The sequence below is a fragment of the Methanobacterium alcaliphilum genome (genome assembly GCF_023227715.1).
GTDB classification, from domain to species: Archaea; Methanobacteriota; Methanobacteria; order Methanobacteriales; family Methanobacteriaceae; genus Methanobacterium_E; species Methanobacterium_E alcaliphilum.
The window spans coordinates 30,001-50,407 of the sequence record NZ_JALKIF010000006.1 but is presented as its reverse complement, the minus strand read 5'-3'; the positions used below and the strand labels follow the sequence as shown (position 1 = coordinate 50,407).

General features: G+C 33.5%; 18 protein-coding genes. 10 read left to right on the top strand and 8 right to left on the bottom strand.

Annotated features, from left to right (window positions below):
* Positions 1 to 41: 41 nt before the first annotated feature.
* Together MXE27_RS05725 and MXE27_RS05720 are read left to right on the top strand one after the other, a co-directional pair.
* A complete protein-coding gene (locus MXE27_RS05725; RefSeq protein WP_248611443.1) occupies positions 42 to 1,223 on the top strand; it encodes an argininosuccinate synthase in 1,182 nt (393 codons plus the stop codon).
* A 73-nt stretch (positions 1,224 to 1,296) separates the two neighbouring features.
* Positions 1,297 to 1,566 (top strand): pro-sigmaK processing inhibitor BofA family protein, encoded by a 270-nt coding sequence (locus MXE27_RS05720; protein ID WP_248611442.1) that lies wholly within the window; start codon positions 1,297 to 1,299, stop codon positions 1,564 to 1,566.
* Positions 1,567 to 1,602: 36 nt separating this feature from the next.
* Here MXE27_RS05720 and MXE27_RS05715 read toward each other — a convergent pair whose 3' ends face one another.
* The 3 genes from MXE27_RS05715 to MXE27_RS05705 form a co-directional block, all read right to left on the bottom strand.
* The gene (locus MXE27_RS05715) at positions 1,603 to 3,111 is read right to left on the bottom strand and encodes an NAD(P)H-hydrate dehydratase (protein ID WP_248611441.1); all 1,509 of its coding nucleotides are present in this window, start codon (positions 3,109 to 3,111) and stop codon (positions 1,603 to 1,605) included.
* A gap of 166 nt (positions 3,112 to 3,277) precedes the next feature.
* The gene (locus MXE27_RS05710; RefSeq protein ID WP_248611440.1) at positions 3,278 to 4,201 is read right to left on the bottom strand and encodes a prenyltransferase; all 924 of its coding nucleotides are present in this window, start codon (positions 4,199 to 4,201) and stop codon (positions 3,278 to 3,280) included.
* A gap of 49 nt (positions 4,202 to 4,250) precedes the next feature.
* Positions 4,251 to 5,423 carry a geranylgeranyl reductase family protein gene (locus MXE27_RS05705; protein ID WP_248611541.1) on the bottom strand — a complete coding sequence of 391 codons (1,173 nt, stop codon included), beginning with the start codon at positions 5,421 to 5,423 and terminating at the stop codon, positions 4,251 to 4,253.
* Between the two features lie 457 nt (positions 5,424 to 5,880).
* Between MXE27_RS05705 and MXE27_RS05700 the strand changes: the two genes are divergently transcribed.
* Positions 5,881 to 7,821, top strand: a complete 1,941-nt coding sequence (locus MXE27_RS05700; RefSeq protein WP_248611439.1) for a 3H domain-containing protein — start codon at positions 5,881 to 5,883, stop codon at positions 7,819 to 7,821.
* Positions 7,822 to 7,931: 110 nt separating this feature from the next.
* Here the strand turns inward: MXE27_RS05700 and fhcD are convergent, their stop codons facing one another.
* From fhcD to MXE27_RS05680, 4 genes are all read right to left on the bottom strand, one after another.
* Positions 7,932 to 8,822, bottom strand: coding sequence for a formylmethanofuran--tetrahydromethanopterin N-formyltransferase (gene fhcD / locus MXE27_RS05695; RefSeq protein WP_248611438.1), 891 nt, complete (start codon positions 8,820 to 8,822; stop codon positions 7,932 to 7,934).
* A gap of 318 nt (positions 8,823 to 9,140) precedes the next feature.
* Positions 9,141 to 10,256, bottom strand: a complete 1,116-nt coding sequence (locus MXE27_RS05690; RefSeq protein ID WP_248611437.1) for a sensor histidine kinase — start codon at positions 10,254 to 10,256, stop codon at positions 9,141 to 9,143.
* A 130-nt stretch (positions 10,257 to 10,386) separates the two neighbouring features.
* Positions 10,387 to 11,403 carry a UPF0104 family protein gene (locus MXE27_RS05685; protein ID WP_248611436.1) on the bottom strand — a complete coding sequence of 339 codons (1,017 nt, stop codon included), beginning with the start codon at positions 11,401 to 11,403 and terminating at the stop codon, positions 10,387 to 10,389.
* 75 nt (positions 11,404 to 11,478) lie between these two features.
* Positions 11,479 to 11,973 carry a metallophosphoesterase gene (locus MXE27_RS05680; protein ID WP_248611435.1) on the bottom strand — a complete coding sequence of 165 codons (495 nt, stop codon included), beginning with the start codon at positions 11,971 to 11,973 and terminating at the stop codon, positions 11,479 to 11,481.
* 360 nt (positions 11,974 to 12,333) lie between these two features.
* On the opposite strand from MXE27_RS05680, the gene MXE27_RS05675 reads away from it, so the two are divergent.
* From MXE27_RS05675 to MXE27_RS05645, 7 genes are all read left to right on the top strand, one after another.
* On the top strand, positions 12,334 to 12,555 hold the full coding sequence (locus tag MXE27_RS05675; protein WP_248611540.1) for a TRAM domain-containing RNA chaperone: 222 nt from the start codon (positions 12,334 to 12,336) through the stop codon (positions 12,553 to 12,555).
* A 338-nt stretch (positions 12,556 to 12,893) separates the two neighbouring features.
* Entirely contained in the window at positions 12,894 to 13,679 is a 786-nt protein-coding gene (locus MXE27_RS05670; RefSeq protein ID WP_248611434.1) for a slipin family protein, read from the top strand.
* A 186-nt stretch (positions 13,680 to 13,865) separates the two neighbouring features.
* Positions 13,866 to 15,302, top strand: coding sequence for a TrkH family potassium uptake protein (locus MXE27_RS05665; RefSeq protein WP_248611539.1), 1,437 nt, complete (start codon positions 13,866 to 13,868; stop codon positions 15,300 to 15,302).
* 155 nt (positions 15,303 to 15,457) lie between these two features.
* Positions 15,458 to 16,108, top strand: a complete 651-nt coding sequence (locus MXE27_RS05660) for a potassium channel family protein (protein ID WP_248611433.1) — start codon at positions 15,458 to 15,460, stop codon at positions 16,106 to 16,108.
* 174 nt (positions 16,109 to 16,282) lie between these two features.
* Positions 16,283 to 16,837 carry a LemA family protein gene (locus MXE27_RS05655; protein ID WP_248611432.1) on the top strand — a complete coding sequence of 185 codons (555 nt, stop codon included), beginning with the start codon at positions 16,283 to 16,285 and terminating at the stop codon, positions 16,835 to 16,837.
* An 8-nt stretch (positions 16,838 to 16,845) separates the two neighbouring features.
* Positions 16,846 to 18,663: a DUF2207 domain-containing protein gene (locus MXE27_RS05650; protein WP_248611431.1), complete on the top strand. Its 1,818-nt coding sequence runs from the start codon at positions 16,846 to 16,848 to the stop codon at positions 18,661 to 18,663.
* 139 nt (positions 18,664 to 18,802) lie between these two features.
* Positions 18,803 to 19,747, top strand: coding sequence for a metal-dependent hydrolase (locus tag MXE27_RS05645; RefSeq protein WP_248611430.1), 945 nt, complete (start codon positions 18,803 to 18,805; stop codon positions 19,745 to 19,747).
* Between the two features lie 36 nt (positions 19,748 to 19,783).
* On the opposite strand, the gene MXE27_RS05640 is transcribed toward MXE27_RS05645, so the two are convergent.
* Positions 19,784 to 20,401, bottom strand: coding sequence for an MBL fold metallo-hydrolase (locus MXE27_RS05640; protein WP_248611429.1), 618 nt, complete (start codon positions 20,399 to 20,401; stop codon positions 19,784 to 19,786).
* Positions 20,402 to 20,407: the final 6 nt, after the last annotated feature.

Below are 20,407 nucleotides of genomic sequence, written 5' to 3'. Positions count from 1 at the left end.
CAACAAGATATGAATAAAAATAACTATCATCAGGTGATATAATGGAAAAAGTAGTCCTCGCATTCAGTGGTGGTCTTGATACATCAGTTTGCATAAAGTTGCTGGAAGAAAAATATAATATGGAAGTCATAACTGCTTGTGTAGATGTAGGACAACCTCGAGAAGAAATTGAACGTCCCGCGTCAGTTGCCGTTGATCTCGGTAACTACAAGCACCACACCCTAGATGCTCAAAGAGAATTTGCAGAAGATTATATTTTTAAAGCTATTAAAGCCAATGCCCTTTACGAAGGATATCCCCTAAGTACCGCACTAGCTAGACCTTTAATTGCCATGAAAATCGTTGAGCTTGCTAAAAAAGAAGGCGCTACAACAATTGCCCATGGCTGCACAGGTAAAGGGAATGATCAATTCCGATTTGAAGCCATTATCCGATCAATGTCTGATTGTGATGTAATAGCACCTATACGTGACTTAAATTTAACAAGAACTGAAGAAGTAGAATATGCCAAATCATGTGATATTCCACTACCTTCTGATAAAATGTACAGTATTGATGAAAATCTATGGGGGCGGGCCATAGAAGGGGACATACTAGAAGACCCCATGGTTGAACCACCGGAAGATGCCTTCAGCTGGACAAAATCCAGTACAGATTCCCCAGAAGAACCTCAGATATTAGAAATGGAATTTGAAAATGGAGTGCCTATTTCTTTAGATGGGGAAAAAATGGGCCCTCTCGACTTAATTAATAAGTGCAACGAAATTGCTGGACTCCATGGTATTGGTCGTGTAGATATTATCGAAGATAGGATAATAGGACTTAAAAGCCGTGAAATCTATGAAACTCCTGGCGCTTTCTTAATCATTACAGCCCACCATGCATTAGAACAGATTACACTCACCCGTAGCGAGCTTAAATTTGGTGAAAATATCACCAGCACTTATTCCGAGTTAATTTATAATGGATTGTGGCATGACCCCCTAAGAGAAGATTTAGACCACATCATAGACCATATGCAGCGCAGGGTAAGGGGTACAGTTAAAATCAGATTACATAAAGGCAGCATGCGAATTGTGGGAAGAAAATCACCTTTCAGCCTTTATCAACAAGACGTAGTATCCTTCGAAGATAAAGCCCTTGATCAAAGAGAAATGACTGGAATGGTCAAAAATTATGCTATGCAAGCTGCATTTTATAATAAAATATGTAAAAAAGATTAATTATATTAATCTTAATTTTTTTGAATAAAAATCTCTCGAGATTAAATTTAGAATAAATGGTGTGTTATTTAACATGGAAATTTTTACAGTAATGATATTAATTGTTATTGGAAGCCTCATTGTAGCTTTGGGCTTATTTGGAATCAAACTATTATCAAAAATTGGAAAATTTGCATTAACCAGTGTTTTTAATATGGTGATGGGTGTAATATTCCTTTTTATTGTGAATTTGGTGCCATTTATAGAAATACCCATTAATATTCTTACAGTACTGGTGGCAGGTTTTGGAGGAATAATGGGAGTTGGAATCCTTGTAATTGGCCAAGCCATGGGTCTTTTCTGATAAAATATTATTTTTTCTTTTAGATTATGTAAAAAATCAGAATATCAACTGAGTTGCTTTTGATAAGAATTTTAGCATTTCAGATGCTGTAAATTGATACCCATATTCTCTCTCAGCTAGCTCACCAGCCATTCCATTGATAAATGCTGCCAAGCATGCAGAATCAAAAGAAGAGTGTCCTTGAGCCATTAGGGCCGATACAAGCCCTGCCAAACAATCTCCAGTTCCGCCGACGGTCATTCCAGGACTTCCAGTTTTATTCAAGCGGAATTTTTGACCTTGAAAAATCATGTCCATTTTTCCTTTTAATAGCACTGTTCCTTTAATTTGTTGAGAAACAGATTGAAATGCTGTAATCTTTTCATGCAAATCAAAAAGAATTATGGAATCTTGATTTTTGAAAAAAGATTTGAATTCTGCAGAGTGTGGAGTTAACGTCAAATTTTCAACATTTTTAATTTTTTCTTTTTCAACCAGTTTTAAAGCATCTGCATCCAGAACCATTGTTTTATTCAATTCCACCAATTTTTCTACTAATAAATTAAGAGCTTCTTCTGTTTGAGGTTTATCCCCAACACCACAACCAATCAAAACACAATCAACTTTATGGGACATTTCAATAATAGGTTCCACCATATCTAAATTAATATAATCTCCTGGGAAACTTCTAACTATTAAATCCGGAGAATATGATTTTATAGGAATAGAAGCGCTTTCGGGGCATGCTACTATAACTATATCCGCCCCCAAATGAAGAGATGCCATTGCAGCTAAAGCGGGAGCCCCAGTATAATCATGGCTCCCCCCTACAACTAAAACTCTACCATTTGCCCCCTTATGAGCATTTTCATCTCTTTTTTTGATCCTTAAAAGATCACCACGACCTACAAATACTTCTGCTTCTTTTGGAATACCTATATCACATACAATAAGGTTACCAATATTCTCATGAGAACCTTGTTTTAATCCTGTTTTTGGCTTGTGGAAAGTTACCGTATAATCTGCCTCAATAGCAACATCATCAACCTGCCCAGTTAAAGGATCCATGCCACTAGGAATATCTACTGCAATTTTAATGGAATGCGATTTATTAATTAAATTTATAGCAGCTCTAACGGGTTCTTTAAGTTCACCAGTTATACCAGTTCCTAAAATAGCATCCACTATAACTTCATCATCCATCTCCAGGAAAGATGATTTTAGCTGGGAAGAGTCATTGATTAAATTAATTTTTAGAGGACTCATATATGGAACCATATTTTGGAGAATGTCCCAGTTAGATTTGCTTTCTGAGGATTTGATTTTAGAAGGATGAGTTAAAAGAAAAATTTCCACATCAAACCCCATATTTAACAGATGACGGGCAGCCACAAAACCATCCCCTCCATTACCTCCCGAACCTGAGAATATATTCACTTTGCATGGGTCTGAAATTAATGATATCTGTTTTGCAAGGGATCTGCCAGCATTTTCCATGAGAGAAAGTTTGGGGATGCCCAAATACTCTGCATTAAGGTCTGTGACCATCATGTCTAGGGGTTTCATGTTATCACTATCCATATTATATATTTAGGAATAATTATTCTTTGTTTTAGCAGTTTATTTTTTTTCAATTATATTACTATAATGTCCAGATAAATCAATGAAAATAATTACATTATTTTAACCTAGCCTTTTGCAAGAGTATTATCCTCCACATTACACAAGTATCTTATTTTAATAAATAAATGAAGTAACAGTTTACTAGTATCCAAACTGCAAAAAGAGATCCAACATTATATGTGGCCAGTTTGGTAGCTGTAATTTTGTCTACTGGTCTTTTCCATAACGCAAATAAACCTAAACTTAATGGAATCAATGAAATAAGTGTGAGTATTCGAAAATCTATTATTGGGGGAAATAGATTTGTGAGAGGTATAACTAAAAATGAAACCGTGGCCAATATTACAGATATTCCCATTAGTTTAAAACCAAATTCACGGCCTTTAGAAACAATCCATGTGATTTTACCGCCCAATTCATCCCCTTCCATATCCGGAATTTCCACGCCTATGGTGAACATGAACTGTAAAAAAAGAAAAGGTGTGGAAAAAATTATAAAAGGGAGATCTATAGTGCCCATCGTTACAAAATAACCCGCTCCCGGCATTATAAAACCATTTAATAGATTTCCAAATTCCCCTACCCCCCGATAAGATAATTTTATGGGAGGGGCTGAATAAAACCACACTAAAGCATTTCCAAACAACACAAACAAGAAAAATGAAAGTGGAAATGAATAATAAACTGTAAATAGTGCTGCAATTATTAGGGATAAAATTATAAAAAAGTAAGCCAATTTTTTTGATAAATCTTTCAACTCTGGATTTTCAACTAGAATACCACTACCTCCAGAAAATGGAGTTCGAGTACCATACTGGTCTACTTCAAAATCAAAATAATCATTTGAATAATGAGTGGCCATGCTGGCCATGAATAGGATAAGATAACCCCAAATAAATTTATTCAAATCAAAGTTTGCATTTGATAAAAGAGCAAATAAGGTGCCAATTAAAAAATACATTAAAATACCAAATGTGAATTGGGGCCTTCCCAACTTAATAATTTTTATCAAGACGTCTGCATTATAATCCATAATACTTCCCCCGCACCCCATTTAATTATGTAAATTTATGCTGGAGCATTTACTGTTTTAGAATGAAAACATTGAATAACAGTGTTATGAGATGAGGATAATCCTTTAAAAATTTAAGTATTGATAATTTTGAAATTGATTCTATATTTTTATTCTCTAAAAATTCAGCTAGAACATTGAAATCATCATCATTAAGGTTCTGAAAAATTTTCTGGTATTTGAGTGAGGTTTCTAAACTATTCCCAATAGTTAATCTCCAAAGGTCTTCATATTTTTTAAGATAATTTGAAGATGTATCTTCACTTTCTATTGATTCTACAGCTATTTCACCCGCAATCCTGCCACAAGTTACCGTGTTTTGTATTCCTGCACCATTCATTGGATCAACCTGTCCTGCTGCATCTCCCACAACCATTAATCCCGACGAAAAAGTTTTTTCTATGGGTCCAGAAAGAGGCACACCACCTATATTAAGTTCAACTGGTGTTGCATCCAATTTTTCTATGAACTTAGTGAGATAATAATATGCAGTTTCCTTTGCATTTAATACACCCAAACCTACATTTGCAACTCCATTACCCTTAGGAAACATCCATAAATACCCCCCAGGAGCTATATTTTGCCCATGATGTATCTGTAGATAATTAGGATCCATTTTAACACCAACCATTTCGTATTGAGCGCAAGATGCCATATCTCCGATTTGATTAAAAGTTTTAAGCCCCGCCATTCTTGCTATATTCGATTCAATACCATCTGCTGCTATGACAATATCCGCTTTTATGTCAAATGTTTTATCCAGATGCTTTGCAACAACCCCACAAACCTTACCATTTTTTATAATTAAATCTTTAACAGTGGTTTTTACCATTATGTCTGTGCCACACCTAGCTGATTCTATTGCAAGATGTTTATCAAAGATTTTTCTTTCTAAAACATACCCCTCCCGGAATCCATACATATTATTGCCCCTAATTCGAAAGTGCTTACCATTGGGGGCGTAAAAATCTACACCATCAATGTCGGCACATATGTATTTTTTAGAGGGATCCATTTCAAGGATATTAAATGTATCCTTAGTCGTGGCTTCAGCACATTGAACAGGGGTTCCTATTTCCTGTCTTTTTTCAATCATCAATACATCCAAACCACCTTTAGATGCAAAAAGAGAAGAAGTTGAACCAGCTAACCGCCCACCAACAACAACTACATCATACTTCATTTTCCTCACATCTTATCTCCATTAAGAATATTTTTTGAATAAACATAATGAGAACATTAGCTGCATAGTTCTACAATCTTTAATATTTTATGAATATGATTTATTTGTATCCCACTCATAATAATATTATTTAAAAGTAGTAAGTTAGAATGATTTTAATCAATTAATAATAAGAATACATATGCCCTAAGAGGTAATTAATCCATGGAACATCCGAATTGACTTATTTCAATAGAGATAAATCATTATCAAATGTATCATTATAAAATAGCGATTAAATATGTTGATAGTGTAGGGGATTAGAAATAAACCATATTTATAACTTATAAAACAATATTTAATAATAACACTAAAAATAAAAACCTAAACATTCTAGCATTAACTATAATTAAGTGTAATCTTATCCAAATCGGATCCCTTAGTCTATGCATAAAAAACATAAATATGAGGTGTTTCATTGGCATCTTCTCGTATTCCCCAACTACCCACAGCAGAAGATATTCAGGCAGTCCCATTATCCGTGTTTTACTATGCATTATTAGCCTTAGGAGGACTCATAATATATGGATTCGTTGGATCTATTTATATTATGAATTTAAACCCTGTTGACGCCCTTTATTTTGCTATTGTAACTCTGGCTACGGTAGGTTATGGGGACATATTGCCTGCGACTGCAATACAGAAAATTTTTGCAGTTTCTCTAGCACTAGGTGGAGTAGGTCTTATTGCATATGTTTTTAGTCTAAGTGTATCGGTGATAACCATGACCTTTGAAGAAATTACTTCTGGTTCTAAAATGAGGAAAAAAATGGCAGCCATGGAAAACCATTTTGTTTTATGTGGATATGGGCGAGTTGGAGCAGCTGTTTTTAAAGAATTGAAAGAAAGGAATCAAAAAACCATTATCATTGAAAAAGATAGGAATCTGGTGGAAAAAGAGCTTTGGGAAGATCCTAAAGTCCTGGCCATACCCGGAGATGCTACTGAAGAAAGTGTTATGAAAGAAGCCGGGATTGAAAGAGCCAGAGGCGTTATTATAACTACCGGAGATGATGTGGATAATTTATTCATCACCTTAACCTCACGTGAAATACACCCAAACATATGGATAGTCACCAGGGCAAGTAAAAAAGAGAATATCAAACGTCTTTACCGCTCTGGTGCAGATAGAGTTATATCTCCTGAAACCAGTGGTGGAGAGGACATTTATTTTGCTGCTATTGAACCAACCATGCTGAAAATCACAGTAATGCACGATGTAGAGGATATTCGAAAAGAAGCAGAAATAATATTAAAGTATGGGTGTACTTTAGAGGACATAGAATACCATTTACCTGAATTTAAAGAGCCACTTGTCCGTAAAATTGGAGTAACAAAATTAGACCAGTTAAATACTTTTTTAAGTAGTTTAGAAAAAGATGTTAATCGGAAAAAATCGTTGGAAAGAATTTACGAATCCGTGAGTGGTATACACTCCCATTGGATATCCGGACCAGACAAAGAAACCCTGAATAAACTGGCTGATGAACTCAAAAAAGAAGACCTCCTTTTGGGAGTTAACCTTGAAGCAGATGAGATTAAAAATGTGGCTCGTAAATACGGTCGTTTGGTAGAAGTAGTTATTAAACCCGAGATCACCATTGTAGAAAATCACGGCGTTTCTGAGATTGGTGAAGAAGCTGAAATCATTTTAAACCAGGGGTGTGCTCTAGAGGATATTGAATATTATTTACCTGGATTTAGAGAACCTCTCAAGAGAAATATTGGTATTGATAATTTAACAGAAATTAAAAAATTTTTAAATATACTTAACAAGGATTCAACAAAAAAAGACTCATTAGATAGAATATATGCCTTATCTGGAGGCGGTATTCATACACACAGGATTTCAGGGCCGAATACTATGAGTTTAGGAATTGTAGAAAAGAAATTACGCGATAGAGGATTTTTACTTGGAGTTAATATGACTCAAAGTGAAATCAGGGAAACTATACAAAAATCAGGCAAGGTAGTTCAGATGTTGGTTAAGCATGAAGTAGGAAAGCTTGACGATAAAAACATTATTATTGGAAATGGTGGCCGTATTCTTGATTCAAAACATTATTTACCTGGTGTTCGGCAAGTAGTTAGCCGCAATTTAAATTTAAGAAATAAATCTGATCTTGAACGTTGTCAAAAAGAATACGAGCGTCCTGATGCAAGACGTTCTTTAACTGCACTTTATGAGATTTCACGCCACATACACTTACACACCATTGCTGCACCAGATGTTAAAAAAATCAAAAAGATAGAAAAACAATTAGACAAACAGGGAATACTTCTAGGTGTCAATCTTTCTGAAGATGATATATGGAAAATTGTAGAACAAGAAAATGTGAAACAATTCTGTATTGAATAAAATATTTAAATTATTATTAGCTATTTTTGAAATAATAGCAATTCTAACTTTGAAAAATCGGTTTTAATAAAAGGTAGAATACCTAAAAAAAGAAAAAAATTAAGATGGTTTTAGAATAAATCATGTAAGCCTATCTTGAAAGCACCGAGATTTCCACCGAAATTTCCTGCACTGATTCTTAAAACTCCAGGAACTTTAACAGCAGATTCTATTGCGGCTTTCATTGCAGCTTTAACAGATTCTTCATCTTCACCATCAATTACAATTTCATAAACACCGTTAACATCAGCAGGGATATCTGATTCTACTTCGTCTTTTAGGGTTACACACATTTTTTCGTTGGTTGAAGCGCCTAAAAATTTGTATTTGTTGGATCCTACTTTAGAACCAGAAGCCACAATTCCTCCAGGGAATGGAGTAATGGTTCCAGGAACATTTTCAATAGCATCTACTGCAACTTCTGCTGCAAGTAGTCCAGCGGCTTGATTTTCAGCTAAGATAAAAATATTACCCCCGGCAACACCGGACTTTATTCCAAGCTCACCTTCAATTAAAAAATCTCCAGACATTAAAGGAATTGAAAAAACAGTTTTTCCATCGACTTCTAATTTTTTCTCATATCCGTCCCCAAAGAACTTTAATTTTTGGCCTGTTTTTAATTTTTCATCAGCATTATCCATGGCATCAAAAACTGCGGTAGTTGCAGCTGTAAGTATACACATACCCACACGTTCTAGTAATTCATGATCAAGTTTACCTTTGTTCATATTGCAGATCATGATTATATAACCCGGTCTTCCATCTGGAGTGTTTTCTGGAGGTACATAACAGTCTATTCCAGCCTCCGCCGGACATCCAATAACTGAAGTTCCGTACCCAGTTGCTTCAGTAGCAGCTATTTTAGCCAGTTTTTTAGTTGCTGCAGTCACCAGCAATCGTGAAACTTGTATACCAAAAGCTTCTGCAAAAGTATCTTCTATTTCCACGCCGTTTAGTTGCATAATTATCACCGAGTTGATGTAGTAAAAGAACTATTAATATATTTTTCTATTTGATTTTAAGATAAAATAAAGGATTTTCAAAACCATATTGATTTATTACAGATAGATTAATCCTTTGAGTTTCTAAAAAAAATAATTAAATTATTTAAAAATATTTCGAAATCCCCTTGAAAAATTTATTAACAGTTTAAATCAACATATATTGATAAAATCGCGATTAAACAAACTGTAAGCTGTAAATTAAGGGCATATAACAAAATCAGTGCTAAATGTAGAAAAATTAAATATATGGCGTGAAATAATGAAAATGTATTATCATTAGATTTCTTTGTTTTTAGATTTAGGGACTTTTATAGAGAAACAGGATCCTCCAGTTAATTTAAGTTTCATTTCACCATCTATCTGTTTGACCAGACTTTTAACTAACTGAAGACCTAATGATGTATTTCTATCAAAGTTAACCCCATCTGGGAACCCTTTTCCATTATCTTGAACTTTTAGAAGATAGTAATTATCACGGTTGTTAAAAATTACTCTGATTTGACCCATAACATTCGATTTGAATGCATGCCTGAAACTATTGGATACTAATTCACTCAAAACCATCCCCAAAGGAATTGAAGTGTCTAAATCCATGAAAGCATCTTCTACTTGAATATCTAACCTTATATTTCCAGGTTCTGGAGTGTATGTACTTAAAAGACCGGAAAGAATACTTTTGGAGTATTCAGAAAAGTTAATCTGAGTTAATTCTGGAGAATGCAGTAATTTTTCATATGCTTTCCGGATTGATTTTACCCTGTTTTGAGTATCTTGAAGAAAATCAACATCTTTATTATCCCTCATATGGGCTTTTTGAAGGTTCATGAGACTTGTTACAATTTGTAAATTCTTTTCAATCTGTTTGTAAAGAATTTCAATCATTTCTTCGCGAGATTCAACGCTCTTTTGAAATTCTTCCTCTTTTTTTGCATGGTTTTCAATGTCTCTTACTGTAGCCATAACCAACTTATGGCCATCAATTTCTACTAAAGAGGTATTAATTTCCACATTTATTAAGCTCCCGTCCTTTCTAGTGAATTCATATTCATCATGATTGCTTATGATTCCAGCCGAATTCTTATCCAGTATTATTTTGGCACGGGCTCTCTGTATTAATGGTAAAATTTTAAGCTTGAGAAAACATTTTCCAATGATTTCTTGTTTTTTATATCCAATTAATTCTTCAAAAGGGTGATTACAATCAACTATGAATCCTTTAAGGTCATATAAATACCAGGGATCGGGATTATTATCAATTAAAGAATTTAAATAAGATGAAGAACTTCTAATATTTAACATGAGCTTTTCATGCGCAGTAAGTGGCCTTTCCTTTTCAATTTGTGAGTTATTGAAATTACTGCTGTTCTTTTCTAATAATTTACTATCTTGCATCTAAAATCACTGAAAACCATTTTAGGACCCATAATTTGTCCATATTAATAAAACTTTAATATTTTAATAAATTGTTAAAGTTTTGATTAAATGAATATTTTATTTTAATTATATTATATAATTAATGCCATTATAATTTCTTTGATATTTTTTTGATAACTGCTGAACCAAAATAGGGCAGGCATACCAGCCCCAAAATTGAAGTCATCCAAAACGAGATTAATCGCTCCAATACCGTGGCTGCTGCACTTATTGATGGAGGTATGCCTGCTGCAGAATAAAATAGGATCATAACCCCATCAACAGCCCCTAATCCTCCAGGAAGGAGAGGAATCATTCCAATCAAGCTGGCAATGATAAAAACTTCGGCTATTACAATTAAAGAAACATCAACCCCAAATGCGGAGAATACTAAATATACTCGTATTATTTCCAAAAACCAAATTAAGAATGAAAGCGGAATTCCATAGAGCATTACTTTTGGGTCACTTAGCATGATTTTTATAGTGTGTTGGAATTCATGTATAGCTCCTAATGCCTTTTTTTTGAGCTTATCTGGATTTTTATGGTAGAATCTTTTAATTATCCTTAAAACCCACAAAGTAATTTTTTCTCCAGCATTCTTATTTACAGACATATAAAGAGCAATTAAAAACAGGACTACAATTAAAATTACAGCCATTGTTAAGCTTAAAATTATCCATAAACTTAAATTAAAGTACAGTATCATGGCAATTATGGTCATGACAGCTAAAACAAGGAATGGGAAAGTGTCCAAACCCCTGTCCGCGATAACCGTTGCAAAAGAGGATTCCATTGACGATTTAGAATATTTACTTAACATATATGCTCTTAAAGGTTCGCCGCCGCCCCGGGCACTGGGAGTTATATTATTTACAGCCATTCCCACCATGAGCATAGGTAGCAGGTGCCTTTTTTTGACATTGATGCCCACTGAATTTGTGGTTATAGACCACCTTAAAGTCAATAAAATATATGTTATTAATTGCACTACCACCGCCAGCAATATGTAAACGGGATTAGCTTGTTTAAATGCCTGTTCAATTTTATCAGGGCCTATTATAAATATCATGGCAATTAAAATGCCCAATCCAAGCAGTATTAGAATTAATCCTTTATGTTTCATTATAAACCTTCAAAATCTGTAATTCATTAATATCTGTGATAACTGCTCTAATCATATAACATCATAGTATTTAAACTATAACTCGATCAATTCATAAGACATATCTTCAGGATCTAAAAGAACTAATGTTTTTTTGCCAGATAAATATCCGCATACCTCTCCCGGATTGATTACCATAGTTTTTCCAGATCTTAAATCTTTAGAAACATCTATTTGATGGGTGTGGCCCCTTACAACCACATCATATTCCCCACAATAAACCAAAGAATCCACTATTTTAGATTGAGTCCCGTGAATAACAGCTATTTTTCTCCCACGAATATTTAAATCTTTAAAATCCTCTAAAACACATAAATCAGAAAATGCTATTTTAAGTCCATTTCTTTCACCATCATTATTCCCAAAAATTGCTTCAAACGGCATTTTAAGTCTTTTAAATTTCTGGGCCGTGAAAGGAGAAATTAAATCCCCAGCGTGAATAACCAAATCCACATTTTCACTGTTAAAAAACTTAACAGCGTCTTCGATTGCTGTTAAATTATCATGAGAATCAGACATAATTCCTATCATATCTATTTTATTTTTAGTTAATAACTAATATAACTGCTTAAATCGAAAAGATTTAAAAAAAATTCTTATCATTGCTTATAATTAATCAAACAAATAACACCCAGATTGACATAAAATCCATTTTTTTCCATTGGTTGAAAAAATCCAGTGAATTAATAAAAAAAAGAATTTTTACAAACATATCTTTATATGCCATGAAATTAAGATTTAGATTCGATGTACATGTAATAGTATCATAGGTTTATTCTGACATTTGTTTAATATATCAATTGTTTGAATTATTTTATGAGACTTGAGTGCATACGCTATGGTTAGATATGACTCAAAATTAGTGTCATTTTGACTTTAGGATGTGATGAATTGTTTGAAAATGACTACAATAGAAGAGAAAGTTTCTCCTGCCCAATTAATGTGGGTGAAGAATACGATGTTAAAATAGAAGACTTAGGCCGAGATGGCGATGGGATCGCCCGGGTAGAAGGATTCGTAGTATTTGTACCTGGTGCAAAGGTCGGCGATGAGGTTAAAATAAAAATCAATGCTACCAGACCTAAGTTTGCATTTGGTGAACTAGTTGAATAAATAGATGAATTATTAATTTTTAGATTCCAGAAAATCCCTAATTGGGTTTCTTGAATTTCTTATTTTATTTCTTTTATTAAGCTTACTGAATAAGTTATTGATCGAAAACTTTCCAGTTAGTTTTAAAGATCATTTAAGTCCTCAAATAAATCTTAATTTTTATAAATCAATACTAATTGTAATTGAACTGTATCACAAATATAGTTTAATAATCCCTGAATGATAAACCCTATTCAAAATTTATAATTGCTTTTTCATTAGATCAAATCCCATGAACAGTTTTATTAACTTTCAATATCATAAATATTAATCATGAAAAATGGATTGGAGGTTATAATGTGGATTGGTTAACCATTATTATCATAATAGGAATCATATTGATAATTTTAGGGCTTTCTATTCGCATAGTAAATCAATATGAAAGAGGAGTTGTTTTTCGACTAGGAAGAGTTATAGGAGTCAAAGAACCTGGACTGCGAATTATAATCCCTTTAGTGGATCGGATGGTTAAACCCTCCCTCAGAATAGTAACCATGCCCATTCCTGCTCAAAAGATAATCACACAAGATAATGTAACTATAGATGTGGCGGCAGTAGCTTATTTCAAAGTAGTTGATGCCTACAAAGCCGTGGTAGAGATAGAAAATTACAATCGAGCAGTTAATCAAATTTCCCAAACTACAGTAAGAAGCGTGGTTGGGCAATTTACTCTTGATGAAGTTTTATCAGACACGCCCAAAGTTAATCAGAAAATTCAGGAAATTATCGACGGCCATAGCGAACCTTGGGGAATTAAAGTAACAACGGTGGAAATAAAAGATATAAAATTGCCAGAAAGCATGCAAAGAGCAATTGCACTACAAGCAGAAGCTGAAAGAGAAAAAAGAGCCAAAATTATATCTGCAGAAGGTGAATATCTCGCTGCAGGAAAATTAGGAGAAGCCGCAGACATTATAACAGAACACCCCGTTGCCCTACAATTGAGGATAATGCAAGTACTTAGTAATATTGCTGCTGAAAAAAATTCAACCATTGTATTCCCGGCACAATTATTAAACAGCATCAGGGATATTAAAGATTTCTTAGGGTCTGAGTTAGAAGCTAGTGAAAAAAATAAAAAATAATCCGTGAAGCATATAATTAAATTTGTTTAGATAAAAACAATTTTTTTATAATTTTGGACCTAAAAAATATGCTTAACCATTAATTAAACAATTTTATCCATTATTATATTTAAAAAAAGTTAATTAATGCGTTTTTTTAAACTATGCTAAAATTTATATGTGTTAGAGAATATCTCTAATAAGATAATTATGAGATTTTTAGGTAGACGAGATATTTATATTGTATCCGAGTATTTAGGCGGTATCATGCAGGGTATTGGGGTTGTAGTCCTACTACCCATAATAGTCGCCCTAATTTACGGTGAAAGTAACTACATTAGTTTTATAATCCCTTCTATAATCTCATTTACCATAGGAACTGTGCTGAAAAAAGCCCCACCCAAACAAGATGCAATACGATTAAAACATGGGATGATGATTGCCGCACTGGCATGGTTATGGGCTGCCCTTATTGGGGCTTTGGTAATGATCCTAAATACAGACATCAATATCAGTTTCATTAATGCTTACTTTGAAAATATGTCTGCTTGGACCGGCAGTGGATTAACTATGTTCACCAATGTGGAGGCTTTGCCTAAATCTTTGCTTTTTTTAAGAAGTTTAGAACAATGGGTGGGTGGAATTGGAGTAGTTATTGTAGTTATAGGAATATTAATTCGCCCCGGTACCGCTGCTTCAAGATTATATAAATCAGAAGCTCGTGAAGAGAGAATAAAACCCAGTATTGCCAATACAGTTAAAACAATATGGTGGATTTACTTATTTTACACATTATTAGGGATTGTTCTCTATGGGCTGGCAGGGATGCCTCTTTTTGATGCCATAAACAATACCATGACTAATCTTTCCACTGGGGGGATGTCCATTAAGAATGGCAATATTGGTTCTTATGGCAGCGATCTGATAACAATCATTACTATATTTTTGATGATTGTAGGTGGAACCAGTTTTTTAGTCCATTATCGTACTCTAAAAGGGAATGTGAAGTTTATTTTGAAGGACATACAATTTCAAGCCATGATAATTATTGTTACCATGGTTTCTATATTTATTTTCTTAAGCGGTGATATTGCTCCGCTTGATTCTATTTTTAATGTTGTTTCCGCGCTTAGCTGTACCGGATCTAATGTTCAACCATCATCACAGATGTTAATTTGGCCAGTTTATGTGAAAATATTAATTATTACCTGCATGCTTATAGGAATGGCCGCAGGTTCTACTACAGGAGCTATAAAGCTAATAAGATTAGTTACTTTTCTTAAAGGAATGTATTGGGAGATAATAAAAATTTTAAGGCCTGAAGGATCAGTTATTCCCCGAAAAATATCTGGAAAAACTGTGACCGACGTAGAAATTAGAGAAGCTGGATCTTACATAACTGTTTATGGAATATTTCTTTTATTTAGTTGGCTTGTTCTTTGCATATATGGTTACGACCCATTGAATGCATTATTTGAAGCTGCTTCAGCCCAAGGAAATGTAGGACTAAGCATGGGGATAATTTCTCCAAGTATGCCCGATATAGCAGAAATAGTAATGATTTTCAGCATGTGGTTAGGGAGATTAGAAATTATACCAGTTTTAGTATTATTTAGAGGGGCGTTAGAGGTTTTCAAAAGCTAAAAATAGCATTATAGAAAAAGCTTATTAGTAGGAATAATCATAGAGAATCATCCGATAAGATATTAAATTTAACTTATAAATCATAATTATAAACTTTAAATCATGAGTTTTTTACTAATTTAAGAGTTTTTTAATGCTTAAATCAAGGTGTATCTATGTATGTAGTTATAATGGGCGGCGGTCGAGTAGGGTTGACCTTAGCCAATCTTTTAATTTCTGATGGTCACGATGTTACTCTAATTGAAAATGATGAATCATTATGTGGTAATGCTGCTGTAGAACTGGATGCTCTGGTAATTTGCGGTAATGGTACTGATACAAAAACTTTAGAAGAATCTAATATTCATAATGCAGATGTTTTTGTGGCAGCCACCGGAAATGACGAAGCAAATCTGCTCTCCTGTATCCTGGTAAGAGAGTACAACATACCCAAAATCATAGCACGTGTAAGTAATCCAGATCATGAAGAAGCTTTCCGTAAAGTGGGTATAGATGATGTAATCAGCCCAGAACGTACTGCTGCAGGTTATCTGGAAAAACTTATTACTCGCCCCAAAGTAGCGGATTTAATTGTTTTAGGGCATGGTGATGCTGAAATATTAGATATGGCCATAAAAAATAAGAAAATCATTGGAAAAACAGTAGGGGATGTTTCTCCAACAGATAATTATATTATTGTTTCTATCTATAATAACGGGCACATCGAAATTCCTCATCCAGATATGATTTTAAATGAAGGGAGCCGAGTATCCGTTTTAGTGAAAATAGGCGCCGTGAAAGAAGTTACAAAAATGTTCACCAAATAATCCTTAAAATCTTTTTTAAGTTATTAATTCTATTAAAATACTGTTTATTTAATTAAAAAATCTTTTTTTATTACCCTATCATCTAATTTTTATAAAAACAGGGAATAACCGGGATAATAAAATCTTAACAAGATTTAAATAATAAAAAATCCATTAGTTATTTGGTGCAATAAAATGAGTCTGTGGATAATAGCAATTATTTTAATAATTATAGTGCTTATTGTTTGGATTGTATTAATGTATAACAGTCTGGTGAGTCTGCGTAATCGTGTGAAAAATGCATGGTCCCAAATCGACGTCCAGTTAAATAGGAGGGCGGATTTGATACCTAATCTTGTAGAAACAGTTAAAGGATATGCTAAACACGAAAAAAGCGTATTTGAGAATGTTACTAAAGCTCGTTCAAGTTTAATGAATGCTCAAACAGTGCAAGAAAATCAAAAAGCCAATAATCAACTCACCGAAGCCTTGAAAACACTTTTTGCTGTGGCTGAAAACTACCCTGATTTAAAAGCCAGCACCAATTTTCAAGACCTTCAAAATCAATTATCAGAAACTGAAGATAAGATTGCATATTCCCGGCAATTTTACAACGACACAGTACTAATGTACAACAACAAAACCCAGATGTTCCCCAGCAATATTATTGCTTCTCAATTTAATTTCACAGAAGCAGAATTTTTCGAAATTGAAGAATCAGCTAGATCAGTGCCTAAAGTAGAATTTTAGGTGATTGAATGGATAAAAAGCATTTCATTTCTTTTATCCTGCTTTTTTTAATAATAATCTCCTTTTTTTCATCATTAGCTTTTGCTCATCGAAGTTATTCTATTCCACTTATGCACGTGGACGTTGTGGTAAATGACGATGGGAGCATACATGTCAAAGAAACTATTAATTACTCTTTTCAGGGAACCTATAACGGAGTATACCGTGACATCCCTTTAGACGGTCAGAAGATCAATAATCTTCAAATTAATACAACTGGAGCATATTCCAACTATTCTATCAGTGAAAAAAACAACAATAAACATATAACCATTTTTTTGTATTCAAACCCTCAAAAAACAAGGCCCATTACAGATAAAGAGGTGAAGGTGGTTATTGAATATGACTATTTGTATGTAGTGAAATTTTATAATGATGTGGCAGAGTTACATTATAAATTAGTTGGCAGTGGTTGGGCTACAGATATTGAAAGGTTAACTACCAATATACACTTAAAATCAAATAAAAGTGTAATATACTGGTTAAATCCCCCATACTATGTTGAAAATTCTGCATGGAATAACAACAACTTGGAAATTACCAGTAACGCCATTCCTTCAGGAAAATATTTGGAAGTCCGGATGATAATTCCTAAAAGTCAATTTATGGCCAATCCACTATATGGAATAAAATTAAATCAAAATGGTGCTGCGGCAATAGAGAAAGTGCAGCGCGATTATCAAAATTATCTGAACTTAATGAATTTATTATATACTGTATTAACCATTTTACTTATCTCAGCTTGTTTTATTCCAGTTATTATTTACTTGAAATATGGTCGGGAACCTAAAATAGATTATAGAGCAGTTTATGAACGTGACATACCCACCCATGATCCACCAGCAATTGTTAATGCCATATGCAGCGAGGGATTTTCAAAAAAAGTTGGTGAGCCCAATATGGATGGTTTTAAAGCCACCATACTTGATCTAATTAATAGAAAATTTATAATTATTGCGAATCGTCGTGCTGAAGATCAGGAAAAATCATTATTTTTAAAATTGAACCACTCTAAAAAACATGAAGCACTTAAAGAGTTTGAATTGTATGCATATAACTTTTTAAAAACATATGCCAAAGATAACCTAATATCTCTAGAAGAAATTTCCCATAGCGCAAAAACTCGGGAAACCAGTAGAATTTTCACAGGATCTTACTTGAACTGGAGAGGCGCCATTAAAGCTCAAATTTTTAATGACGAAAAATTAATAGAAATTTTTTCCAACCAAGGAGATGTAAAGCTAAAAAAATTTGGAAAAATAGGATTATTATCCATACTAATAGCCATATGGGGTATTTATAACCTACCTGCCGCGAAATACATCCTAATATCCTCTGTCATGTTGATTTTGATATCCATAACATCTTTATTGCTTCCTCAAAAAATTGGAGGTCATTGGAGTACCAATGGAAAAGAGTACAATGCAAAATGGCAGAATTTTAAGAAGTACATTCATGATTTTAGTTTGATCAAAGAATATCCTCCAGAATCAGTTGAGATATGGAATAAATATCTGGTTTATGCAACTGCATTAGGTGAAGCTAAATCAGTGATTAAAGCTATGGAAATATCATTACCAACAGCAGAATTAGCAAATAGTGAAATATTCATGTTCTATTATTACAGAGGAGATCATCTTCTCTTTGAATCAATAAATATCAGCTTAAATAACTCATTCTCCTCCGGAGGATCCTTTGAAAATAATAATGGTGGTGAGTTTGGAGGAGGGGGCGGATTAGGTGGAGTGGGTGGCGGACTTGGTGGAGGAGGCGGAGGAGCATTTTAACCTCCACAGCTTATCGCAATTCACTGCATATAATTTTTAAAATCTAAATTTTAGTGAATACTCTAAAATTATTTTTCAATAAATATTTAAATAAAATTTGTATAAATAAATGAATAATCTCTAATCTGGAGTAAAATAAATGGATCTTTTCACACATTTTTTAGTCCCATTCATAATCCTTTTTTTCTTAGGTTGTAAAAACCCACTGGCCGGAGGATTGGGGGGAATTTCTATTGATTTTGATGTTGTACTGGTGATAATAGGATTTTTATTCCCATATCTTTTTATTTTCAGCCACCGGGGAATCACCCATTCGTTAATATTCGGTTTCATCACCGCAATTATCTTTCTTTATATCATTAGTAGAAAGCCAGTGCGCAGACTAATCAGTAAGGCGATTAAAAGAGATTTTAACATAGATTTCAACTGGAAAACTATTACACTTGCGTATTTCGGGGTTTTGATGCATCTTTTACTTGATTTTTTAACCACAGGAGGATTGCCATTATTTTATCCATTTTCTTTAGCTAAATTCAGCGGTGAAATCTATTATTACACTGATTTGATAACTACTCTTGTTTCACTGTCAGTGCTGATAATAATATATTTAAAAATTAATTTAAAATACAAAAAAATTATTATGATCCTTTTTTTAATAATGTTGATTTTATTTGGAGGCATAAGGGCTTATGAAAAAAATAATGCCATCAACTCTATGGAATCTAGTTTAAACGAAAATTTCACAGAAATAACTGCTTATCCTACTTCGGATACTTTCATCTGGAAAGTAGTCCTTTTTGATCCGAAAAATCAAAAATATGAATTGTATGATTATTATAATTTAAATGGAAGCAAAAATCTTCAAGGTAGTTATAATAAAATCAATATCACAGGCAACTACAGTGAAGGGATGAAGGCCATTGCAGAAGCAGATGAAACAGCAGTAGTGGAATCCTTTAAATGGGACTCATTTTACACATGTGTGAATGCTCAAGAACAGGCAAGTCAATGGAAAATAACATATTTTGATTTTTTAGCCACCCACTACAGGTCAAACAACATTACAGTTTATGTGAAAAAATAAATTTTAAAAAAAGAATTTATCTTTACTATTTTAATATTAAAATCCTTTAATCATTTCATGAGCCCATTTTATATGTTGATTGGCGTTATTTACCCAGGGACCATGTCCCGGTAATAAAAATTCAGCATTTAATTTGTTTAATCTTTCAAGAGAATTGGTCATGTCCTGTATATTGCCCCCGATATCAACTCTACCAAACCCTCCATTGGCAAAAACTGTGTCTCCGGATATTAAGATTTCCCCATCAAAAAGACATATCCCCCCACGGGTATGTCCTGGAGTATGAATAACTTCAAAGCCCGCTATTTTATCTCCTTCTTTAAGTTTATTCGAAATAGTCATGGGTTCTAATGACTTTCCAAACATATAAGATACAGATGTAGTTTGATCAGCATTCTCCAGAGCAGGTGCATCTAAGTGATGTATGGAAATATCTGCATCAAATAAGAAATTTCCACCTACATGATCATAGTGGCAGTGCGTATTGACAATCTTAGAGATATCTTCAGGATTTATCCCTGCTTTTTTTATCTCAGAAAAGAGATAATCGGGATTGCTTCCAGCCCCGGTGTCTACTATTACGTTTCCAATAAGATAAACATTAGAATCATAACCCAAACCTTCGATAAAAACAACATCATTTATTCTGTCCATGATTTT